Source organism: Pseudoduganella guangdongensis, from assembly GCF_009857475.1.
GTDB classification, from domain to species: Bacteria; Pseudomonadota; Gammaproteobacteria; order Burkholderiales; family Burkholderiaceae_D; genus Rugamonas; species Rugamonas guangdongensis.
The window spans coordinates 105,056-124,285 of sequence record NZ_WWCJ01000002.1; the positions used below are offsets into that span (position 1 = coordinate 105,056).

Genomic DNA, 19,230 nt, shown 5'->3' on the forward strand with positions numbered 1-19,230 from the left:
TTTTCTCCCAAGTAGAAATAGTTATATGAACGCAGGTTAGCTGTATAGAAAACTTGTCATCCAATGAAAATTACTGCTGCGTCCATAACTTAATGTAATGAAGGCGTCATATTACTTTTTCGTTCAATGTCCAGGTAGCGCCAATTGGTCAGTGCGACCGGATGGCGCTTGTAGTTTTTTAGCCACGGTTGCTGGATATCGGCCGAAATCGGGTGGATCAGCAGCACCCAAGGGTTATATGCGTGGATCAGCTGGTTCAGCTCGCGGTACAGCTGCTGGCGTTCCGGCCCGTCGGCCAGCTGGCGCGCCTTTTCATAGCGGCTGTTGTATTCGGGCAGGTTGAAGCGGGCATAGTTGGCGCGGCCGCTGTTGGGGCCATACAACAACTGGAAGAAGTTATCGCCATCCGGGAAGTCGGCAATCCAGTTGGTTTCGAACATTTGCACCTTGCCCAGGCGGCTGGCCTTGATGATTTCGGTCTTCTTGTCGGTCTTGAAGCTGACCCGGATGCCGAGCGCGGCCAGGTTCTTGCGCCACAGCTCGTCGCGCAGGCGGCCCACCATGGTCGGTTCGCTGTGCATGACCAGCGCCAGCGGCTGGCCGTTGGGCTGGCGGCGGTAGCCGTCCTTGCCCTGCTTATAGCCATAGCGGTCCAGCAGGGCGCGCGCCAGCTTGGGGTTGTAGCTGACGGGGCTGCGGTAGGCCGGGTCGTAGCCCAGCACATTGGGCGGCAGCGGGCTCTGGGCCGGCAGCGCCAGGCCCTTCTTCAGCAAGGTGATGTCTTCCGGGCTGTTATAACCCAATGCTATGGCCCGGCGCAGGGCGACCTTTTCCTTGCTGTAGCCGCCGATGACCGGGTCGTCCATATTCATCCACATGTAATAAGTCTGCAGCACGGGGAAGGGGGACAGCACCATGCCGCGCGCGGCCAGCTCCTTTTTCAGCACCGGTTGCGGGCTGGCCGGATCCAGAACCATGTCGCGCATCGACTCCGGCACCTGCTCGATATAGTCGAACTCCCCGTTCAGGAAGCCCAATACGCGCGACTGGTATTCCTCCATGATCTTGACTTCGACCTTGTCCACCATGGGCAGGCGGCGGCCTTGCCACTGCTGGTGGTAGTCCTTGTTGGCGGCCAGCGTGATCTTGTCGCTGCGCTTCCACTCCTGCATGACGAAGGGGCCGCTGCCGACCGGGTGGTTGCCCAGCTGGTTGCCATAGGCCTCGGCCACCTCGCGCGCAACGGCGCCGGTGGCCGGCAGGGCCAGGTAGAACAGGAAGCTGGGATCGGGCGCCTTGAGCGTGATGCGCAGCGTGTACTTGTCCAGTACGCGCATGTCGGCCAGTTTGCCCTCGAACATGAACAGCCAGGGCGACTTGAGTGCGGGGTCGAACAGGCGCTCAATGGCATATTTGTAGTCTGCGGCCGTCACTTCGCGCTTTGTGCCTTTGAAGGCCGGGTCGTCGCTGAAGTGCATGCCCGGCTTCAGGTGGAAGGTCCAGACCGTGCCGCTGGCGTCGCTGGCCGGCATTTCGCGCAGGCTGTTGGGCACCAATTTTACCGGGCGCGCCGCGTAGTCGTAGCGCAGCATGGGGTCGAACAGGTTTTCCAGCAGGCTCAGGCTGGCCAGGTCGGAGGCGACAGCGGGGTCCAGGCCGGTTTCGCCGGTGGAGAGGAAGGCGTGCAGGACTTTATCGGCCGCCAAGGCAGTTGGCGCAGTTGCAGCGCTGGCAGCGGCAAGGGCGAGGGCGGCGGCGAGGACACGAAGTTTTTTCATGCGGCAGAAGGATAAGCCAGCGGGCGGCGATGCGCCAGCTTATAACTTTTTTACATGCCAGCCCCGCATTCTTTCATCCGCTGGCCCTATACTTTCGCTGCAAAATTGGTCATCACATCAGAAGAAGCACATCCATGTCCCTTAATTACATCTGGTCCGGGTTTTTCCTCGTCGGTTTCGCCGCCGCCATCATTCAATGGCTGTTCATGGGCGATACGGAAATCTTCAAGAAGATTATCGACGGCACGTTCGAATCGGCCAAGATGGGCGTGATGGACATTGCGCTGCCGCTGGCCGGCGTCATGACGCTGTGGCTGGGCATCATGAATATCGGCGAGAAGGCCGGCGCCATCGGCTGGCTGGCCAAGGTCATTTCGCCCTTCTTCTCGCGCATCTTCCCGGAAGTGCCGAAAGACCACCCGGCCACTGGCCACATGGTGATGAATTTCTCGGCCAACCTGCTGGGCCTGGACAATGCCGCCACCCCGTTCGGCCTGAAGGCGATGGAGAGCCTGCAATCGCTCAACCCGAACAAGGACACCGCCAGCAACGCGCAGATCATGTTCCTGGTGCTGCATACCTCGGGCTTGACGCTGATCCCGCTGGCGATCATGGCGCAGCGCGCCATCCTGGGCGCGGCCGACCCGTCGGACATCTTCATCCCGTGCCTGATCGCCACCTATGCCGCCACCATGACCGGGATTATCGCGGTCGGCATCCGCCAGCGCCTTAACCTGCTGGACCCGGTCCTGCTGGGCTGGATCGGCGGCATGACCAGCGCCATCGTCGCGCTGATCTGGTATTTCACCGCTTTCCTGACCCGCGAGCAGATCGAGGTGGTGTCGAAGGTGTCGTCCAACCTGATCCTGATTTCGATCATCGCCATCTTCATCATCGGCGCGCTGCGCAAGGGCGTGAACGTGTACGAGGCCTTTATCGAAGGGGCGAAAGGCGGCATCCAGACCTCGCTGACCGTGATCCCTTACCTGGTGGGCATGCTGGTGGCGATCAGCGTACTGCGCAACGCGGGCGTGTTCACGCTGGTGATGGACGGCTTTAACTGGCTGTTCACCGCACTCGGCCTGCGCACCGACTTCGTGCCAGCGCTGCCGACCGCGCTGATGAAGCCATTCAGCGGTTCCGGTTCGCGCGCCATGATGATCGATGCCATGACCACCTACGGCCCGGATTCCTTCGTCGGCCGCCTGGCCTGTATCTTCCAGGGCTCGGCAGACACCACCTTCTATATCGTGGCGCTGTACTTCGGCTCCGTCGGCATCCGCAAGACCCGCTACGCGATCTCGTGCGGCCTGATCGCCGACCTGGCCGGCGTGCTGACCGCGATTGCGGTGGCCTACGTCTTCTTCGGTTAAGGAGGAAGCCATGCGACGCCACATCCTCGCCGCCCTGCTGACCGCCGCCTGCAGCGCCCAGGCCGCGCTGCCGGAGCCAATCGCCCGTATCGCGGCCGAGAAGGGCATTCCGGAAGACGCCATCGGCGTGCTGGTGCTGCGCGGCGACCAGGTGCTGGTATCGAACGAAGCGACGCGCGCCTTCAATCCTGGTTCGACCATGAAGCTGTTTACCACCATGGTCGGCCTGGACACGCTGGGCCCGCAATTCCGCGGCCGCACCGAGCTGCGCACCAATGGCGTCGTTAACGGCAGCGTGCTGCGCGGCGACCTGGTGCTGCGCGGCGGCGCCGACGGCGACCTGACCGCCGACGCCTTCACGCACATGCTGGAAAAGCTGCGCACCAAGGGCATCCGCAAAATCGAAGGCAACCTGGTGCTGGACCGCCAGCTATGGCAGCCCGCCCGCAACGATGTCGGCGTGCCACCGTTCGACGAAGCACCCGAGGCCTACTACAACCTGATTCCCGATGCGCTGCTGCTAAACATGAACCTGCAGACGCTGGACATCACCTCCGACGGGAAAACAATCAAGGCCAGTGCCCTGCCTGAGCTGGCCAATGTACGCGTGCGCTCCGACCTGACCTTGGTGGATGCCGATTGCGCGAAATGGGGCGAGGGCTGGCAAGTGCCCGAATACGAGCGCCATGGCGCGCGCCTGACCCTGGTGTTGAAGGGCAGCTTCCCGCGCAACTGCAGCAAGACAAAAGTGGTCAATGTGCTGGATCGCACCGACTACGCCGAGCGCCTGTTCCGCGCCACCTGGGAAAAACTGGGCGGGCGTTTCTCCGGCAAGGCCATCGAAGCTAGCGCCGAACAGGCGCGCGCCTTGAATGGCGCCGACTCCACCCTGCTGGCCGAGCATGTGAGCCGCTCACTGCCCGAAATCGTGCGCGACACGAACAAGACCTCCGACAACGGGCTGGCGCGCACCATCTTCCTCAGCCTGGGCAGCCTGCAATCCGACCCGCTGCTGGGCAGCCGCCCGCTGTCCGATGGCAGCAACGAGGCCGCCAGCCTGGCTGAAACGCCCGGCGGCGCCGACGCTCCCGCCACGCTGATGACCACCCAGGCGCGCGCCGAAATGGTCATCCGCAATTGGCTGCGCGGCCACGGCATCGACGATACCGGCATGGTGTTCGAGAACGGCTCCGGCCTGTCGCGCATCGAACGTTCCAGCCCCGAGCAGTTGGCGGGCCTGCTGAAAGCCGCTCAAAAGTCGCTCTGGATGCCGGAATTCCTCACCAGCCTGCCGATCGCCGCCATCGACGGCACCATGAAACGCCGCCTGGAAAAAAGCCCCGCCGCCATGCGTGCCCGCGTCAAAACCGGCACCCTGAACGGCGTCACCGCCCTTGCCGGCTACGTGCCCGACGCCGCCGGCCAGCAATGCATCGTGGTGCTGATGGTCAACCACGAGCGCAGCGGCAACGGCAATGGGCGCGCCATCCTGGACGGCATAATTGACTGGGTCGCCCGCAGCAATTGACTTTTGCGCAAGGCATCGCCACACTCCGGAACACCTAAAGCTACCGGAGTGTTACCTTTATGACCCGTCTGAATCGCGCGCTGCCAATCGCGCTGGCCTTGTTGGCCGCCTTCCCTGCCGCCCACGCTGAGTACTCGATGCCGCCTGCCGCGCTGCAGGCCATCGTCGATGCGCCGCGCGCGCCTTCCCTGTTCATCGGCCCGAACCGCGATGTGGCGGGCCTGGTGCAAACGCCTTCGCTGCCAAGCATCGTTGAAGTGGCGCAGCCGGAACTGAAACTGGCCGGCGTGCGCATCAACCCACGCACCTACTCAGCCAGCCGCTTCTCGTTTGGCACCAACCTGATGCTGATGAACGTGGCCGATGCCAAGCAAGTCCAGGTCAGCGGCCTGCCTAAGCAACTGCGCCTGGCCGATGTGGCCTGGTCGCCGGACCAGCGCTACCTGGCCTTCACCAACGTGTCGGTGGGCGATGCCAACGGCAAGGGCGCGGGCGTTGAGCTGTGGGTGGTGGACGTGGCCGCGCACAAGGCGCGCCGTGTCGGTACGCAGCAGCTGTCGGCGGTATTCAACCGCGGCTTCTCCTGGCTGCCAGACAGCAAAGGCTTCATCGTCACACTGCGTACCGGCGGCGCGGCGCCGCAGCCGTCCGGCATCCCGACCGGCCCGGTCGTGCAGGAATCCAAAGGCGGTCCGGCGCGCCAGTTGCGCACCTACCAGGACTTGCTGAAGAACGAGGAAGATTCGAAGATCTTCGAGCATTACGCCACTTCGCAACTGGCCAGCATCGACCTGCAAGGCAAGGTCAAGACGATCGGCGCGCCTGCCATCATCACCTCCGTCAGCGTGTCGCCGAACGGCGCCAACCTGCTGACCAACACCGTACAGCGCCCGTTCTCCTACGCGGTGCCGGTATCGAGCTTCCCGCGCCGTATCGAGGTGCGTGACTTTGGCGGCAAACTGGTGCACCTGGTTGCCGAGAAGCCGGTGGAAGAAGGCCTGCCGCCTGGTAACGACGCCGTTTCCGTCGGCGCGCGCAGCGTGAGCTGGCGTGCGGACGCCCCTGCCACCCTGGTGTGGGCCGAGGCGCAGGACGGCGGCGACCCGTCGAAGAAAGTGGACATCCGCGACCACGTCTACACCCTGGCCGCTCCGTTCAAGGCCCAGCCTGCGCTGCTGGCCAAGCTTGGCGCACGCTACGCAGGCGTGCGCTGGGGCCGAGGCGACCTGGCACTGATCACCGAATACTGGTGGAAAACCCGCGCCCTGAAAGAATGGCGCGTGCGTCCGGACCAGCCCGAAGCGGCGGCCGACCTGGCCTTCTCCTACTCCTCGGAAGACCGTTACAACGACCCGGGCGATCCGGTCACAAAACCGGATGCCGCCGGCAACCAGCGCCTGGTGATCGGCGCCAACGACACCCTGCTGCTGAAAGGCGAGGGTGCATCGCCGGAAGGCGACCGTCCATTCCTGGACCGCTACAGCCTGGCCACCAAGTCGAAAGAACGCCTGTTCCACAGCGCCGCGCCTTACTACGAGAACGTGGTCGCCGTGCTGGATGCGGACGGCAAGCGCATCCTGACCACGCGCGAAGCCCCGACCGAGCGCCCGAACTACTATGTGCGCGAAGGCGAGGCACTGCGCGCCATCACCAGCTTCCCGCATCCGCTGCCGCAGTTGAAGGAAGTGCAGAAAGAGCAGATCCGCTACAAGCGCGCCGACGGCGTGGACCTGACCGCGACCCTGATGCTACCGCCGAAGTACGACGTGAAGCGCGACGGCCCGCTGCCGATGCTGATGTGGGCCTACCCGGCCGAATTCAAATCGGCTGCCGCCGCAAGCCAGACCACCGGCTCGCCTTACCACTTCAACGCCGTCAGCTACTGGGGCCCGGCGGCCTTCCTGGCCATGGGCTACGCGGTGCTGGACAACCCATCCTTCCCTATCGTCGGCCAGGGCGAGTCCGAGCCGAACGACACCTACGTGCCACAACTGGTGGCCGATGCCGAAGCGGCAGTGGAAGAAGTAGTGAAGCGCGGCGTGGCAGACCGTCACCGCATCGCCGTGGGCGGCCACTCCTACGGCGCTTTCATGACCGGCAACCTGCTGGCGCACACCCGCCTGTTCAAGGCCGGCATCGCCCGTAGCGGCGCCTACAACCGCACCCTGACCCCGTTCGGCTTCCAATCGGAAGAGCGCATCTTCTGGAAGGCGAAAGACACCTACCAGACCATGTCGCCGTTCAACAATGCGGAAAAGATCAAGGATGCGCTGCTGCTGATCCACGGCGAGCAGGATAACAATCCTGGCACCTTCCCTGTGCAGAGCGAGCGCATGTTCCACGCGGTGAAAGGCCTGGGCGGCACCACGCGCCTGGTGATGCTGCCGAACGAAAGCCACGGCTACCGTGCGCGCGAGTCGATCATGACCATGCTGTCCGAGACCAACGCCTGGCTGGACAAGTACGTCAAGAACGCCAAGCCTTGACTATTTCCCCTCCGGGAATGCAGCGACCAGTTCAACCTCGATCACCAGCTCGGGCATGAACAGGCGCTGCACCCCGATCCAGCTGGCAGCGGGGTAGTGGTTGTCGTAGAAGGGCAGTCGCACGCTGGCTGCCTTGACCAGCGCGTCCATATCGGTGGTGAAGACGTTTTCTTTGACGACATCCTTAAAGGTCAAGCCGTGCGCGGCCAGGATGCGGCCAAGGCGGGTGTAAACCGTCTTTACCGCCCCGCCCATTTCGCCGCTCGCGGTATGGCCTGAGATATACAGCATGTTCCCGCTGCGCACCGCCTGGCAGTAGCCGACTTCGCGTTCCATCTTTTCATTCACGTGGTAGCAACCTGGCTGCACTTTCGAGGGGCCCGGCGCCGACGGGCTGCCTTGGGCATGAGCGAGGGAAGCAGCCATCATCAGGGCTGCGGCGAGCATATGGCGCATCGTGGTCTCCTTGGTAGAATGATTGTCAATTATGTACTAAGGCGCTGCCGATGAATGTATCCAAATTGTTTCTGCTGGCTGTTGCCGGCACCCTCCACCTGGCCGCTATAGCGCAGGAGGAGGAGCCAATGCAGCGCGTTGAAGTGCCAGGCGAATTCAGTTCGGAGCAGTCCTACCGCCGCATGCTGCGCGGACTGGAGAAGTTCGAAAGCCTGCGCGCACTGGCGCCGAACGCGGTGCTGCGCTTCCGCATGCACGGCATGGAACGCGATGTGAAGCCGCAAACGCTGCACCTGGCACTGCAAAGCAACACCTTTAAACTGCCTCTCGCACATGACGACGACGCTTCCTTTGCGTTGCCGGTCAACGAGACGGCACAGCGCGAAGATGCTGCGCTGGTAGCCAACCGCCGCACCGGGTCGGTATATTGGAAGCCGCAGGTGGTCACACCCGGCCTGCCGGCTGATACGCGCCGCCTTGGCGACCTGCGGGTGCAGTGCCAGGTCACGTACGCCTCGGGTCTGCAGCACGGCGGCCTGGGTTTCCTGAGCAAGATGATCGGGCAGTGCGGCCCGAAGCTGCCTTTCTTCTTCCTCGCCGAGCGCGAGATCTTTGCGGTGACCGTGCAGGCACCGGGCCGTGAACGCCACCTGTTCAGCCCTGCGATGCCGGAGCATGCCGTCACCAAAGGCAGCCGGCAGCGCAACCGCTACTTCCTCCCTCCCATCGCGGAAGAGCAGTGGCCGGATGACGCGCTGGTGCGGATTCATTACGTCGACAGCGACGGCCAACCACCGTCCGATGCGGCCGCCGTATTCGAGCATGACGTTGCGGGGCTGACGCTGGGGCAGACCCGCAAGTCGGACTTGCCGGCGCTGCTGGCACGCGGCAAAGCGCGCAGCCTGTCGCAAGGACGCGAGTTGTGGTCGGTGCTGGAACGGGCGCCGCTGGCGGGCAAGGAAAAGGTAGACTCCGTGGCGGAACTGGCGCTGTTGTTCGATAGCGAGGGTGTACTGCGCAAATACCAGGTGCGTGCAGCGCTGGTTGATCGCGGCAATTTGAGGATTATCGCAGATGGCAAAACAAAGTAAAGGTCTTCCAGCGGCGACGCTGGCAGTGGTCGCCGCAGTAGCGGCGTATTGGTATTGGTCCCCGCTTCTCGTGGTGCACCAGATGAAGGAGGCGGTGCGAGTACATGACGCGGCGGCCTTCAACAGCCACGTGGACTATCCGGCACTACGGGAAAATATGAAGGACCAGGTCGCGGGCAAACCCGATGCGGATGCAGCGCTGGGCGGCATCGGCCGCTTACTCGGTGGCGTGGTCGTCGACGCGCTCGTGCAACCCGCAACGGTGATGTATGTGCTCGAGCACGGCGATTTCGCCAAGAAGCACAAGCGCGATGACGGTAGCGACAGCGAAGGCGACTCACCAGGCGGCGACGCCGACGCGGGGCGCGCCTGGGTGACCCAGCGCGAAGGCGTCAACCGCTACATCATCCGCAACGAGAAAATTGCGATTGTGTTCACACGCAGCGGCTTCGCCGACTGGAAGCTGAACGAACTACGCTTTTAAGCGCAGTAGCGCCCTGCGCGCCGCACAAGGTTACCGGGCGCAAAGTTGGTTATTTGAGGCGGTCGCGGTTTGCTTGGATTTGGCGGCTCAGTTGATTCACTGAGGCTTTGCTGATGGGCGCGTTATCAAGCAGCTGTGGCAGTGCATCCACTTCGATTGCCATACGGTCGATAATGCGACCGGCATCAACTTCATTCAGGTCGGCGTTTTTGGCCAATGCAAGGAGGTCGCGCCTACGAATATTGCGCGCCTCGCCTTCCACGTCCATGTAGTGCTCGCCACCGGGCCCGATGTTGAACGTAAGGTCGTAGCAAGGAGCGAGTTCCCACTGCCGTGCCTTATTCAGCCTGTACGAGAAGTTCTTAGTGTGGTCGTCACGATTGTTAAAGAGCACGTTGAAGACCGTGCGCTCAAATGCCTTCCAGACTTCGCGGACATCCTTAGTCAAAAATTTCGTCGCGCGCAAAAACGTCCTGTAGTCAATCTGAGGTTGACGGAAGTCTGCGTGCAGCAGTCCCGCCAGGGTATGGACGGGCACACGCATTCCAGATTCCACATCAAAGCGCTGTACACCAAAGCCTGCGAGATCCGGACCCAAATCAAAGTAGTACGAGACAGGCATCTCCAGGCCACATCGCTCTGCCAGTTGGGCATACACCGCTTCAATTGCGCAGACTTCTTTTGGTTCGCCCTTCGCTTGGAACTTAACCAGCAAGGGGTCGGTCAACTCGGACGGATGGCTGCTGATGCGACCGCTTAGTCTGTCTCGGTGCACGAGTGCCTTGGGTCGGGCGCCATGTGGCGAACCTCCCAGCATGGCCAGTTGTTCCAAGGAACTGGGGTCCTCATCGTGGAGCACAATTTGGGAATCGTTGGCCAATTGGTGGAGGTCGAGCCAGGTCGGCACCATCTCCGATGGAATTTCGGGTTCGAACGTCAGGGCGCCCATGCTTCGATGGCCAATGAAGCCGAGACGTGCCAGCGGTGAAACGGCTTGAGTGTCCCAGTTATGCTTGCGGAACACGCGGTTCATGAGAACCATGCCCCAGCCGTCTGGCAGCGAGTCGGCAATTAGTCCCGGAAGATGGTCAAGGTGGGCTGGAAAATCGTCATAGGCCTCCGGCCGCAACTTGAGGCGGTACGGAGAAAGTTCCAGCTGTTGGGCCAGCGCTTCGGGCGAGTATTCGAACAAGATGCGCCGGCCGTTGTCAGCAAGCGTGCCGAGAAGCCAGTTCTCACCCCAACCTTGATACCTGACCTCAACCTTTTTCATGGGAGGCCCTTCCGTGTGCGCGGTGCACGTTTGCGCTGACCAACCGCTTCTGCTTCCATCGCTGCGATGGACGTGGGTTCAGGGAGGACGAACAATTCGGAAAGCTCACCCTCCAAGCCTAGTGCGCGTACCAGCGCTATCAGGCTGCTTAGGGTAGAGGTTCCGGCTGTTTCAAAAGTCTGAACGGCATTGCGGCTAAGCCCCGCACGAGATGCCAGCTCTGCCTGAGACCAGCCACGTCGCAAGCGCACGGCTGCCAAGCGTTTGCCTAATGCTTGGGCAATTTCTGCGTCAGAAGCAAACGTAAAGTCCAGGAAAGAAGGCATTGGAGGCAGGTTTTTTAATTTATGCCTTTAAGTATGGGCATTACCGGAGAGATTTTCAAGTGATAGCGTTAATGACTCGAAATAATGGCATTATTGGCGAAATTTTCCAACAATGCCTCAAATATCGAGCATTGTGCGGTAGCTGACGAGCGCCCACCGGCCGCCGCTCACGCGGAAAGTAAGGGGATTCCGTCGGCACTAAGAGCAAAATCTGTCGCCGGACAGACCCCGGCTCGGGCGCGGCCGCGTTTTCGTCAGAGGACGCGGGTGTATTCGCGGCGCACCTGCACGCGGTCGCCATAGTCGAAATGCCACCATTCGCTGTTGATGCCGTGGAAGCCGGCCTGGAACATGGCGTCGCGTAGCAGTTGGCGGTTGGCGACTTGGGTGGCGGTGAGTTCGCCGCTGGCGAGATGCTGCGTTTCCAGCGCCGGGTGGGACAGCACGGTCATGTCGTCGAAGCCGGTGCCCATGTCCAGTTCGCGGCCGGCGGCGTCGAGCAGGGTGATGTCGACCGCCATGCCGAAGGAATGGATCGAGCCGCGCTCGGGCGGCGCCAGGTACATCTGCAAATCGGTGCCGGCCAGTGCATCCCACAGCTGCTCCTGCACGCGGTGCGGGCGCAGGGCGTCCAGCAGCAGCACTTTATGGTCGGGCGCGCGCTGCGCCAAGTAGGCCACCACGCGTTCAATGGCGCTGGCGGCGTCGCGGTGCAGCCAGGCGCAATCGAGCGGGGAATACAGGTCGCGGCCGACGAAGTTGTCCGGGCCGGCGTAGCGCAGGTCCACCGCGATGCCCGCAATGGTGCTGAGATGGCGGAAGTCGGGACTGGCGGGGATGTCTTCGCTGCGGATGGTCTTGCCCATTACGTTCCTTGTGCGAGGCAGGTGCGCGCTACGCTGGCGATGGAGCCGGCCAGTTGGCGGGCGCAGTGCGACAGCGGCGCGTGGCCGTTGGTCAGCAGGAACAGCTGGACCGGGATGGCAGGGGCCCACGGGCGCCTCTGGATCTTGACCGGGTCGCACGATGCCGCCGTGAGCGGATCGACCACGGCGATGCCGCCGCCGGCTTCCACCAGCGAACGGGCAATCTGGTAAGTCTGCACCGTGGTGCGGAAGAAGGGCTGGATGCCCTGCGCTTCGCAGGCCGCCACCACCATTTCACCCAACGGGTCGTTGTCGGCGTGGCCGATCAGCTCACCGGTCAGGCCTTCCGCTGTCAGCGGCTGGCCCAGTTCTTCGGCGCGCCAGGTGCCGGCCGGCGCGATCACCGTCATCACGCCCTGCGCGATCGGCTCAGCGATGATGCCGGGGTGGCGCGGGTCCTGCAGCGACAGCGCCATGTCGGCTTCGCCCAGGCGCAGGGTGTTGACGATTTCCGAGGTGTGGTGGGTGCCCAGCTCGCAGCGGGTGTCGGGGAATTCTGCGCGCCATGCGCTCATGGCTTGCGGCAGCACGCTGATGGCGATGGTGGGTGTGGAGACCAGGCGCACGGTTTCCACGGCGCGCCCTTTCAGGCTGGCAGCCAGGCGGCGGATGCCTTGCAGGTCGCGGTGCAGCTTCTCGGTTTCGGCGAACAGGCGGTGCGCTTCCGGCTTGGGATAGAGCTTGCCGCGCACGCGTTCGAACAGCGGCATACCGAGTTGCAGCTCGCAGTGCTGCAGCACCTTGGTCACCGCAGGTTGTGAAATATGCAGCACCTGGGCGGCGCCGCTGATGGTGCCGACCTGCATGATGGCGTGGAAAACTTCGATATGGCGCAGCCGCATTGTCCTGGTTCCTCTTCCTGGCGCCGCAGGCCCTCCCCCGCAGCATCCTGGCAGGATAGGGGAAAGCCGGCGGGCGTGCAACGAAGCTTAAGGTTTGACTTTGGGCGCGGTCAGCACGTCGAGGATGGCAGCGGATTCGGCGTCGGGCACGCCGTCCCATTTGCTGTTGCGGTATTTGGCCTGGAAGGCCACCAGCACATTGCGGGTTTGCTCGTCCAGCACGGCGGTTTGCGGCGTGGCGTAGCCGTGCTGGGCCAGCTTTTGCTGGAACCAGGCGATGTCGGGCAACTGGGCTTCGTATTGCGGCAGCGCGGCCGCCACGGCGTTGGCATCGGGCCAGGCGATCAAACCCTCGGCGGCCAGGCGCTTCCACGGGAACAGCGGACCGGGGTCCTGCTTGCGCTGCGGCGCGATCTCGTTGTGGCCGAGGAAGTTCTCCGGCGCGATCTGGTGGCGTTCCTTGATCTGTTTGAGCAGGGCCACGATCTGGTCGACCTGGCGTTCGCTGAAGCCGTACCAGTGGCGGCCGTCGGGCATGTCCTTGAAGCCGGGATTGACGATTTCGATGCCGATCGAGCTGTAATTCAGGGCCGTGTAGTTCTTCCAGCTGCTGATGCCGGCGTGCCAGGCGGCGCGGTTTTCATCGACCAGGGCGTAGACGCGCGGCTCGTCTTCGTCGGTTACAAGGTAGTGAGCGCTGACTTCCTTCTCGGTCAGGAGCTTGATCGACAATGGCAGGTCGGACACCGTGTAGTGCAGCACCACGAACCGCACCCGGCTGCTCTGGCCCTTGGCGGTGAGCGAATTGTCAATGCGCGGCATTTGCGAGGCGCAGCCGGTGAGTACGGCGATCAGGGAGGCAAGCAGCAGTTTTTTCATTGTCTCTTCGTTGTTTTAGTTGCGCGGCCGGGCGGCCATGCGCGCCGCTGCGTGGTGCGGACGGGCGCAGCGTTTGTCCAGTTTAAGGCCTGGCGGCAGTTCGGCGCGCATGGCTTCGTAAATCAGGGGATGCAATTCGGCGGCGCGCCCGGATAGCACGATCGGGCGTTCGCCGAAGCGGGTCACCAGGGCCAGCGCCAGGCGGGCCAGTTCGCGCCCGGCCTGCAGCAGGATGTGGCGCGCCGACGGGTCGGCGCCGGCGCTCATGGCGACCGCCAGCGCCAGCTTGCCGATTTCGCCGCGTTCCTGGGTGTACATGAAGGCGCGCGAGAAGGACCAGTCGCTGCCGCCCACGTGGTCGAACACGGCGTGCGCCATGGGCGAATCCTGCCAGGCGCCCGGTTCCTCGTCTTCGCGGCGCCAGATGCGGCGCATGGCTTCGCGTGCGATCCAGAAGCCGCCGCCGGCGTCGTCCAACATGACGCCACGGCCGCCGGCGCGGTGGAATTCGCCCTGCTCGTCGATGAAGGCGGCAATCGAGCCGGTGCCGGCGTAGACCAGGTAGCCCTGGCCCGGTTCAAACGCGTCCAGGTAGGCTACTTCGATATCGTTGCAGAGGGTGATGGCGTCCAGCCGCACATCGAGCAGGTCGGACAGCCAGCCAAGCAGCACGTTGCCGTCGCCGCCAAAGCCGGTCAGGCCGGCGCATACGCGCTGCGGCTGGCCTGCTTCCAGCACTTCGCGCGCCAGGTGGGTGAAGGTGGCATGCACTTGTTCGCGCCCGGCGGGCTTGGCCATGAGCAGGGCGGACAGGCCGGCCACGGTGCCTTCGGCCACGATCTCGCCGGCCGGATCGGACAGCGCCCAGCGCGTCTCCGTGCCGCCGGCGTCGATGCCCAGCCCCAGGATGCGGTCAGATTGTGGTTTGCCCATGATCAAATGAGTGTACGGTGAAACCCTGTCATCTTTGCATGAAAGGCTGTTCGGCACTCATTCCAAAAAGTTATAACGCTGCGGCAACTCTCGGACTTTCATTGCCAAGGCGGTCTACCGCCGACACCACCACGCCGCGCGCCGGCACGCCGTTATCGTCGGTCAGCACCACTTCGCCGCGGTGCGACGGCACCACGTTGAAGCGCCATTCTTCGCCGTAGCGGGCCCAGATCGCGACATGGGTGGCGCGCTGCGCATTGCCCAGGGCGACCGCCAGGCCGCTGGCGTGGCGCTTGACCGAAACAGTGGGCGCCGGCGGCGCTTCGCTGCCCAGCCAGGGCGAGGCAGGCACCAGGGCCGGGCCCTGGTAGCTGGCGGCCTTCAGCTGGTCGCTCACGCCTTTGCGGTTTTGCATCAGGGCGGCCATGCTGAAGTGGATGTGACCATTCACGTTCGGGCGGCTGCGGGTGACACCGACCTGCTGCACGATTTCTTCCGCCGTGAAGGACTTGACGGAGTCGTCGATGCGGCTGGTGTACAGGCCCGGCCAGATGTGGCGCCCGCGCTTGTTCTGGCCCAGCCAGTAGTCAAGCAGCACGGGGAAGGCCTGCGGCTGCTGTGCGATCGGCCAGTACAACTGCGGCGCCAGGTAATCGAGCCAGCCGTTCTGCAGCCACAGTTCGGCGTCGGCATACAGCTTGTCGTACTGGCTGAAGCCCTGGATGCCGGGCGGGCGGCGGTCCGGGCGGCCGATGCCGAAGGGGCTGATGCCGAAACGGACCCAGGACTTTTCCTTGCGGATGCCGCCGTAGATCGCTTCGATCAGCTGGTTCACGTTCTGGCGCCGCCACGAGGCGCGGTCCAGCGTGCCGCCGCCTTGCTGGTAGCGTTGCCAGGCCGCGTGGTCGGGGAATTCCAGCTCCGGCTTGTTGCCGTTCGATGGCGCGTCCAGCGCCGCCTCGCCGCCGTTGGCGCCGGGGGCTTCGATCGGGTAGGGATAGAAGTAGTCGTCGATGTGGACGCCGTCGATATCGTAGCGGCGCACCACGTCCAGGATCACGTCCAGGGTGTGCTGGGCGGCGGCTTCCTCGCCCGGGTCCATCCACTGCATCTTGCCGTACTGGCGCACCACCTGCGGCTTGGCATTGGCCACGTGGCCCGGCGCGTTCGGTGTGCGGGCGGCGGAGTGGCGCGCACGATAGGGGTTGAACCAGGCGTGCAGTTCCATGCCGCGCGCGTGGGCCTGGTTGATCCAGAAGGCCAGCGGGTCCCAGGCCGGTTCCGGCGCCTTGCCCTGCTGGCCGGTCAGGAATTCCGACCACGGCTCCAGTTTGGATGGATAAATGGCATCGGCGCTCGGGCGCACCTGCAGCACGATGGCATTCAGGTGCAACGCCTTGGCGCGGTCCAGGATGGCAATGACTTCGGCCTGCTGGCGCGATGGCGGCAGGCTGCTCTTGCTGGGCCAGTCGATATTGGCCACGGTCGAAACCCACGCGGCGCGGAATTCGCGCGGGGCGGCTGGCGGCATTTCGCCCAGCAGGTTCTGGCTGGGGGCCGGGGCGGACTGGCCGGCGCCCGCCTGGCCTGGGCCCGCGCCGGCGCCGGTGCCGGGCACGCTGCCCGCACCTGCGCCGGCGGCAGTGCCCTGGGCCGGTGCCGTTGGGGTACTCGAACACGCCCCCAGGAATGCGGCCACGCCGGCCGCGGCTGCGGCTATGGATAGCCGCCTCTTCGCATTAAAAACCAAAACCAGACCCTCACATCAGCAGGAGCCGTATTCTACCCATTCCTGCTATTCCCGGCCGAACTCCGGATCAATCTTGATCAGCGCCGTCATGATGAAGGCGGGAATGGTCGCCGTGCAGACGTAGATAAAGAAGTTCTGGTAGCCCAGGAACTCCTGGATCGCGCCGCTGGCCATCTGCGGGATCATCATGCCCAGCGCCATGAAGCCGGTGCAAATCGAGTAATGCGCCGTCTTATGCTCGCCCTGGCTCACCATGATCATGTACATCATGAACGAGGTAAAGCCCAGGCCGTAGCCGAACTGCTCCACCGCCAGGCAGGTCGAAATCCAGAGGAAGTTCTGTGGCTGCGCCTGCGACAGGTAAACAAACACCAGGTCCGGCACGTGGATCGCAATCGCGAACGGCCACAGGCAGCGCTTCAGGCCAAAGCGCGCAATCAGCCAGCCGCCGGCCAGGCCGCCCAGGATCAGGCCGATGATGCCGATGGTGCCGTAGGCGATGCCCACGTCCGCCGTGCTCATGCCAAGACCGCCTTTTTCCAGCGGGTCTTTCAGGAAGGGCACCACCATTTTCAGCAGCTGCGACTCGCCCAGGCGGAACAGCAGCAGGAACAGCAGGATGACGACGATGCCGTCCTTGCGGAAGAAGGCGCCGAAAGTCGCAAAGAACTCCTTCATCGGCGACGATGAATGCGCGGCCGGCACATCCTCCGCAGGGCGCGGCAGCGCAAACTGGTGATAGATCGCCAGCGCCAGGAACACCGCGCCCGCCGCGCCGAAAGTGATGGCCCACGCCATATGCGGGTTGCCGTAGTACTTGATGATTTCGCCCGCCAGGAACAGCAGCCCGCCGTTACAGGCCACGTTGGCAGCGCGGTAGAAGGTGCTGCGCACGCCGACAAACTCGGCCTGCTGCTTTTGCCGCAGGCCGAGCATATAGAAGCCGTCGGCCGCGATATCGTGCGTGGCGGAGCTGAATGCCATCAGCCACATCACGCCCAGGCTAAGCTGGAAGAAGTTCGATAGCGGCAGGGTAAAGGCCACGGCGGCCAGCGACACGCCCAGCAGCATCTGCAGGATGGTGACCCAGGCGCGCTTGGTGCCGAACATTTCGATCAGGGGCGACCACAGGGGTTTGATCACCCACGGCAGATACAGCCAGCCGGTGTAGAAGGCCATCTCCGTGTTGGAAATGCCCAGGTCCTTGTACATCGCGGTGGACAGGGCCATGACCGCAAAGTAGGGAATGCCCTGGTTGAAATAGAGGGAAGGTACCCAGCCCCAAGGGCTGCGTTGCTGCGCGCGATCCATTACGTCCTTTCTAATGGTCCGGGACGCGCGCAGGACGGATCAGCTGTTCAATGCTCCGCGCACGCTGCCCCGGGCCTGGTCCAGCAAGTCTCCCGCTTGCTGCACCGTGGTTTTCTTCAACAGGGCGACCACCGCCACTTTGACGTGGAAGCCACACTGTTCCAGCGCTGTGCGAGCTGTCGCTTCGTCGGCGCCGGTAGCGTGCATGGTCAGCCGCACCGTGCGCGCGAACAGCTTCGCATTGGTCGGCTTCAAGTCTACCATCAAGTTTCCATAAACCTTGTGCAGGCGCACCATGATCGCGCTGGAAATCGTGTTCAGCACGATCTTTTGCGAGGTGCCGGCTTTCAGGCGCGTGCTGCCGGAGATGATCTCATTGCCGGTATCGAGCGTGATGCCGTATTCCGCTTCCGCCGCAACCGGCGTGCCCGGGTTGTTGGCGATGCCGATGGTGAGTGCGCCCACTTCGCGCGCGGCCTGGATGGCGCCCAGCACATACGGCGTGGTGCCCGATGCGGCCAGCGCCAGCACCACGTCATTGCGGCTGGGCTCCAGCGCCAGCAAGTCGCGCGCGCCCTGGGCCCGGTTGTCTTCGGCGCCTTCCACGGCCTGGAACATGGCCTCCGCGCCGCCGGCCAGCACGGCGACGGCGCGTTCGTGCGGCCAGGAGAAGGTGGGGTAGAGTTCGACGCTGTCCAGCACGCCCAGGCGGCCGGAAGTGCCGGCGCCCACATACAGCAGGCGCCCGCCGGCCTCGATGCGCGGCACGGCGGCATCAACCGCCCTGGCAATGGCGGGGACGGCGGCGCGCACAGCCTGCACCGCCGTCAGCTGGTCGTCGGCAAAGGCCGCCACCAGCTGCTCTGTGGGGTATTGGTCCAGCTCACGGTGTTGCAAACTGGGCGTTTCGGTATTCAGCATAAAACCAGTTTAATGCCAAAATGCCGGGCCAGCCCATGACAGGGCTTGCGGGGGCTATGCCCCCAGGTTATGCGGCTTACGCGGCACGCCGCATTTCGGCCACGAAATCGTAGTGGTCGCTGCGGCAGTAGGAATGCGTGAGCTCGATCGCCTGGCCCGACTCCAAGTAGGCGATACGGGTAATAAACAATACGGCCTGGCCTTCCGGCACTTCCAGTTGGCGCGCCAGCTCGGCGGAGGCGTTCATGGCGCGGATATGCTGCAACGCGCGCGCCGGTCCCTTGCCCACCGAATCCAGGTATTGGTAGAGCGAATCGCCGATCAGTTCCGGATTGGGGACGATGGTTTGCGGCAGGATTGATACTTCGTACGCCATGACCACATCATCCGCCAGGCGCAGGCGTTCCAGGCGCGCGACGCGGGTATTGGGCGACAGGCCCAGGCTCAACTGTTCGTCGGCGGTGGCCGCCACCAGGCCGCGCTTAAGCCAGCGCGAACCGGGCTTGTAGCCGCGCTGGGCCAGTTGTTCCGAGAAGCTGGTCAGGTTGGACAGCGGTTGTTCGATACGCGGCGCGATGTAGTTGCCGGAACCGCGGCGGCGCACCACCAGGCCCTGGTCCACCAACTGGTCGATTGCTTTACGCGCGGTGACGCGCGAGACATTCAATAATTCCGACAGCGTCCGTTCGGAGGGCAGTGCCTGGTCTACCTGGTACCGTCCGTTGCGTACATCATCGCTCAACTTGCGCGCAATCTGCATGTACAGCGGCGAATTGTCTTGTAGATCTGGTTTAAATTCAGCGCCGGCGAGGCTCATTGCATTTCTCCTATAGTTGCTAGTGTAATAGCGAAAGGAAAAACCTGCTGCTCTTT

17 protein-coding genes are annotated in these 19,230 nt (G+C 63.6%); 5 read left to right on the top strand and 12 right to left on the bottom strand.

What is annotated here, in order from left to right:
• Positions 1 to 89: 89 nt before the first annotated feature.
• Positions 90 to 1,778, bottom strand: a complete 1,689-nt coding sequence (locus tag GTP41_RS03000; protein ID WP_161024083.1) for an ABC transporter substrate-binding protein — start codon at positions 1,776 to 1,778, stop codon at positions 90 to 92.
• A gap of 134 nt (positions 1,779 to 1,912) precedes the next feature.
• Here GTP41_RS03000 and GTP41_RS03005 point away from each other — a divergent pair, with 134 nt between their 5' ends.
• The 3 genes from GTP41_RS03005 to GTP41_RS03015 are packed head-to-tail and all read left to right on the top strand — an operon-like array spanning position 1,913 to position 7,165.
• Positions 1,913 to 3,151, top strand: a complete 1,239-nt coding sequence (locus tag GTP41_RS03005) for a spore maturation protein (protein ID WP_161024084.1) — start codon at positions 1,913 to 1,915, stop codon at positions 3,149 to 3,151.
• Between the two features lie 10 nt (positions 3,152 to 3,161).
• Positions 3,162 to 4,679, top strand: coding sequence for a D-alanyl-D-alanine carboxypeptidase/D-alanyl-D-alanine endopeptidase (gene dacB / locus GTP41_RS03010; RefSeq protein ID WP_161024085.1), 1,518 nt, complete (start codon positions 3,162 to 3,164; stop codon positions 4,677 to 4,679).
• A 59-nt stretch (positions 4,680 to 4,738) separates the two neighbouring features.
• On the top strand, positions 4,739 to 7,165 hold the full coding sequence (locus GTP41_RS03015; RefSeq protein ID WP_161024086.1) for a S9 family peptidase: 2,427 nt from the start codon (positions 4,739 to 4,741) through the stop codon (positions 7,163 to 7,165).
• On the opposite strand, the gene GTP41_RS03020 is transcribed toward GTP41_RS03015, so the two are convergent.
• Complete coding sequence (locus GTP41_RS03020; RefSeq protein ID WP_161024087.1) at positions 7,166 to 7,621, bottom strand: RidA family protein; 456 nt, start codon at positions 7,619 to 7,621, stop codon at positions 7,166 to 7,168.
• A 50-nt stretch (positions 7,622 to 7,671) separates the two neighbouring features.
• Between GTP41_RS03020 and GTP41_RS03025 the strand changes: the two genes are divergently transcribed.
• Both GTP41_RS03025 and GTP41_RS03030 read left to right on the top strand, forming a co-directional pair.
• Complete coding sequence (locus tag GTP41_RS03025) at positions 7,672 to 8,712, top strand: hypothetical protein (protein WP_161024088.1); 1,041 nt, start codon at positions 7,672 to 7,674, stop codon at positions 8,710 to 8,712.
• The gene (locus tag GTP41_RS03030) at positions 8,696 to 9,196 is read left to right on the top strand and encodes a DUF2939 domain-containing protein (RefSeq protein ID WP_161024089.1); all 501 of its coding nucleotides are present in this window, start codon (positions 8,696 to 8,698) and stop codon (positions 9,194 to 9,196) included. Before GTP41_RS03025 ends, GTP41_RS03030 begins: the two co-directional genes overlap by 17 nt.
• A 49-nt stretch (positions 9,197 to 9,245) precedes the next feature.
• On the opposite strand, the gene GTP41_RS03035 is transcribed toward GTP41_RS03030, so the two are convergent.
• From GTP41_RS03035 to GTP41_RS03080, 10 genes are all read right to left on the bottom strand, one after another.
• Entirely contained in the window at positions 9,246 to 10,469 is a 1,224-nt protein-coding gene (locus GTP41_RS03035) for a type II toxin-antitoxin system HipA family toxin (RefSeq protein ID WP_161024090.1), read from the bottom strand.
• The gene (locus GTP41_RS03040) at positions 10,466 to 10,795 is read right to left on the bottom strand and encodes a helix-turn-helix domain-containing protein (protein WP_161024091.1); all 330 of its coding nucleotides are present in this window, start codon (positions 10,793 to 10,795) and stop codon (positions 10,466 to 10,468) included. The genes GTP41_RS03035 and GTP41_RS03040 overlap by 4 nt, the downstream gene beginning before the upstream one ends.
• A gap of 254 nt (positions 10,796 to 11,049) precedes the next feature.
• Positions 11,050 to 11,661 (bottom strand): M15 family metallopeptidase, encoded by a 612-nt coding sequence (locus tag GTP41_RS03045; RefSeq protein WP_161024092.1) that lies wholly within the window; start codon positions 11,659 to 11,661, stop codon positions 11,050 to 11,052.
• Positions 11,661 to 12,563, bottom strand: coding sequence for a LysR family transcriptional regulator (locus GTP41_RS03050; protein ID WP_161024093.1), 903 nt, complete (start codon positions 12,561 to 12,563; stop codon positions 11,661 to 11,663). The genes GTP41_RS03045 and GTP41_RS03050 overlap by 1 nt, the downstream gene beginning before the upstream one ends.
• An 87-nt stretch (positions 12,564 to 12,650) precedes the next feature.
• Complete coding sequence (locus GTP41_RS03055; RefSeq protein ID WP_161024094.1) at positions 12,651 to 13,442, bottom strand: N-acetylmuramoyl-L-alanine amidase; 792 nt, start codon at positions 13,440 to 13,442, stop codon at positions 12,651 to 12,653.
• Positions 13,443 to 13,457: 15 nt separating this feature from the next.
• Positions 13,458 to 14,375: an N-acetylglucosamine kinase gene (locus tag GTP41_RS03060; RefSeq protein WP_161024095.1), complete on the bottom strand. Its 918-nt coding sequence runs from the start codon at positions 14,373 to 14,375 to the stop codon at positions 13,458 to 13,460.
• A 70-nt stretch (positions 14,376 to 14,445) separates the two neighbouring features.
• Positions 14,446 to 16,074 (bottom strand): glycoside hydrolase family 10-like protein, encoded by a 1,629-nt coding sequence (locus GTP41_RS03065; RefSeq protein ID WP_371867259.1) that lies wholly within the window; start codon positions 16,072 to 16,074, stop codon positions 14,446 to 14,448.
• A 96-nt stretch (positions 16,075 to 16,170) separates the two neighbouring features.
• Entirely contained in the window at positions 16,171 to 17,436 is a 1,266-nt protein-coding gene (locus GTP41_RS03070) for an MFS transporter (RefSeq protein ID WP_161024096.1), read from the bottom strand.
• Between the two features lie 39 nt (positions 17,437 to 17,475).
• On the bottom strand, positions 17,476 to 18,357 hold the full coding sequence (gene murQ, locus GTP41_RS03075; RefSeq protein WP_161024097.1) for an N-acetylmuramic acid 6-phosphate etherase: 882 nt from the start codon (positions 18,355 to 18,357) through the stop codon (positions 17,476 to 17,478).
• 76 nt (positions 18,358 to 18,433) lie between these two features.
• Complete coding sequence (locus tag GTP41_RS03080; protein ID WP_161024098.1) at positions 18,434 to 19,174, bottom strand: GntR family transcriptional regulator; 741 nt, start codon at positions 19,172 to 19,174, stop codon at positions 18,434 to 18,436.
• Positions 19,175 to 19,230: the final 56 nt, after the last annotated feature.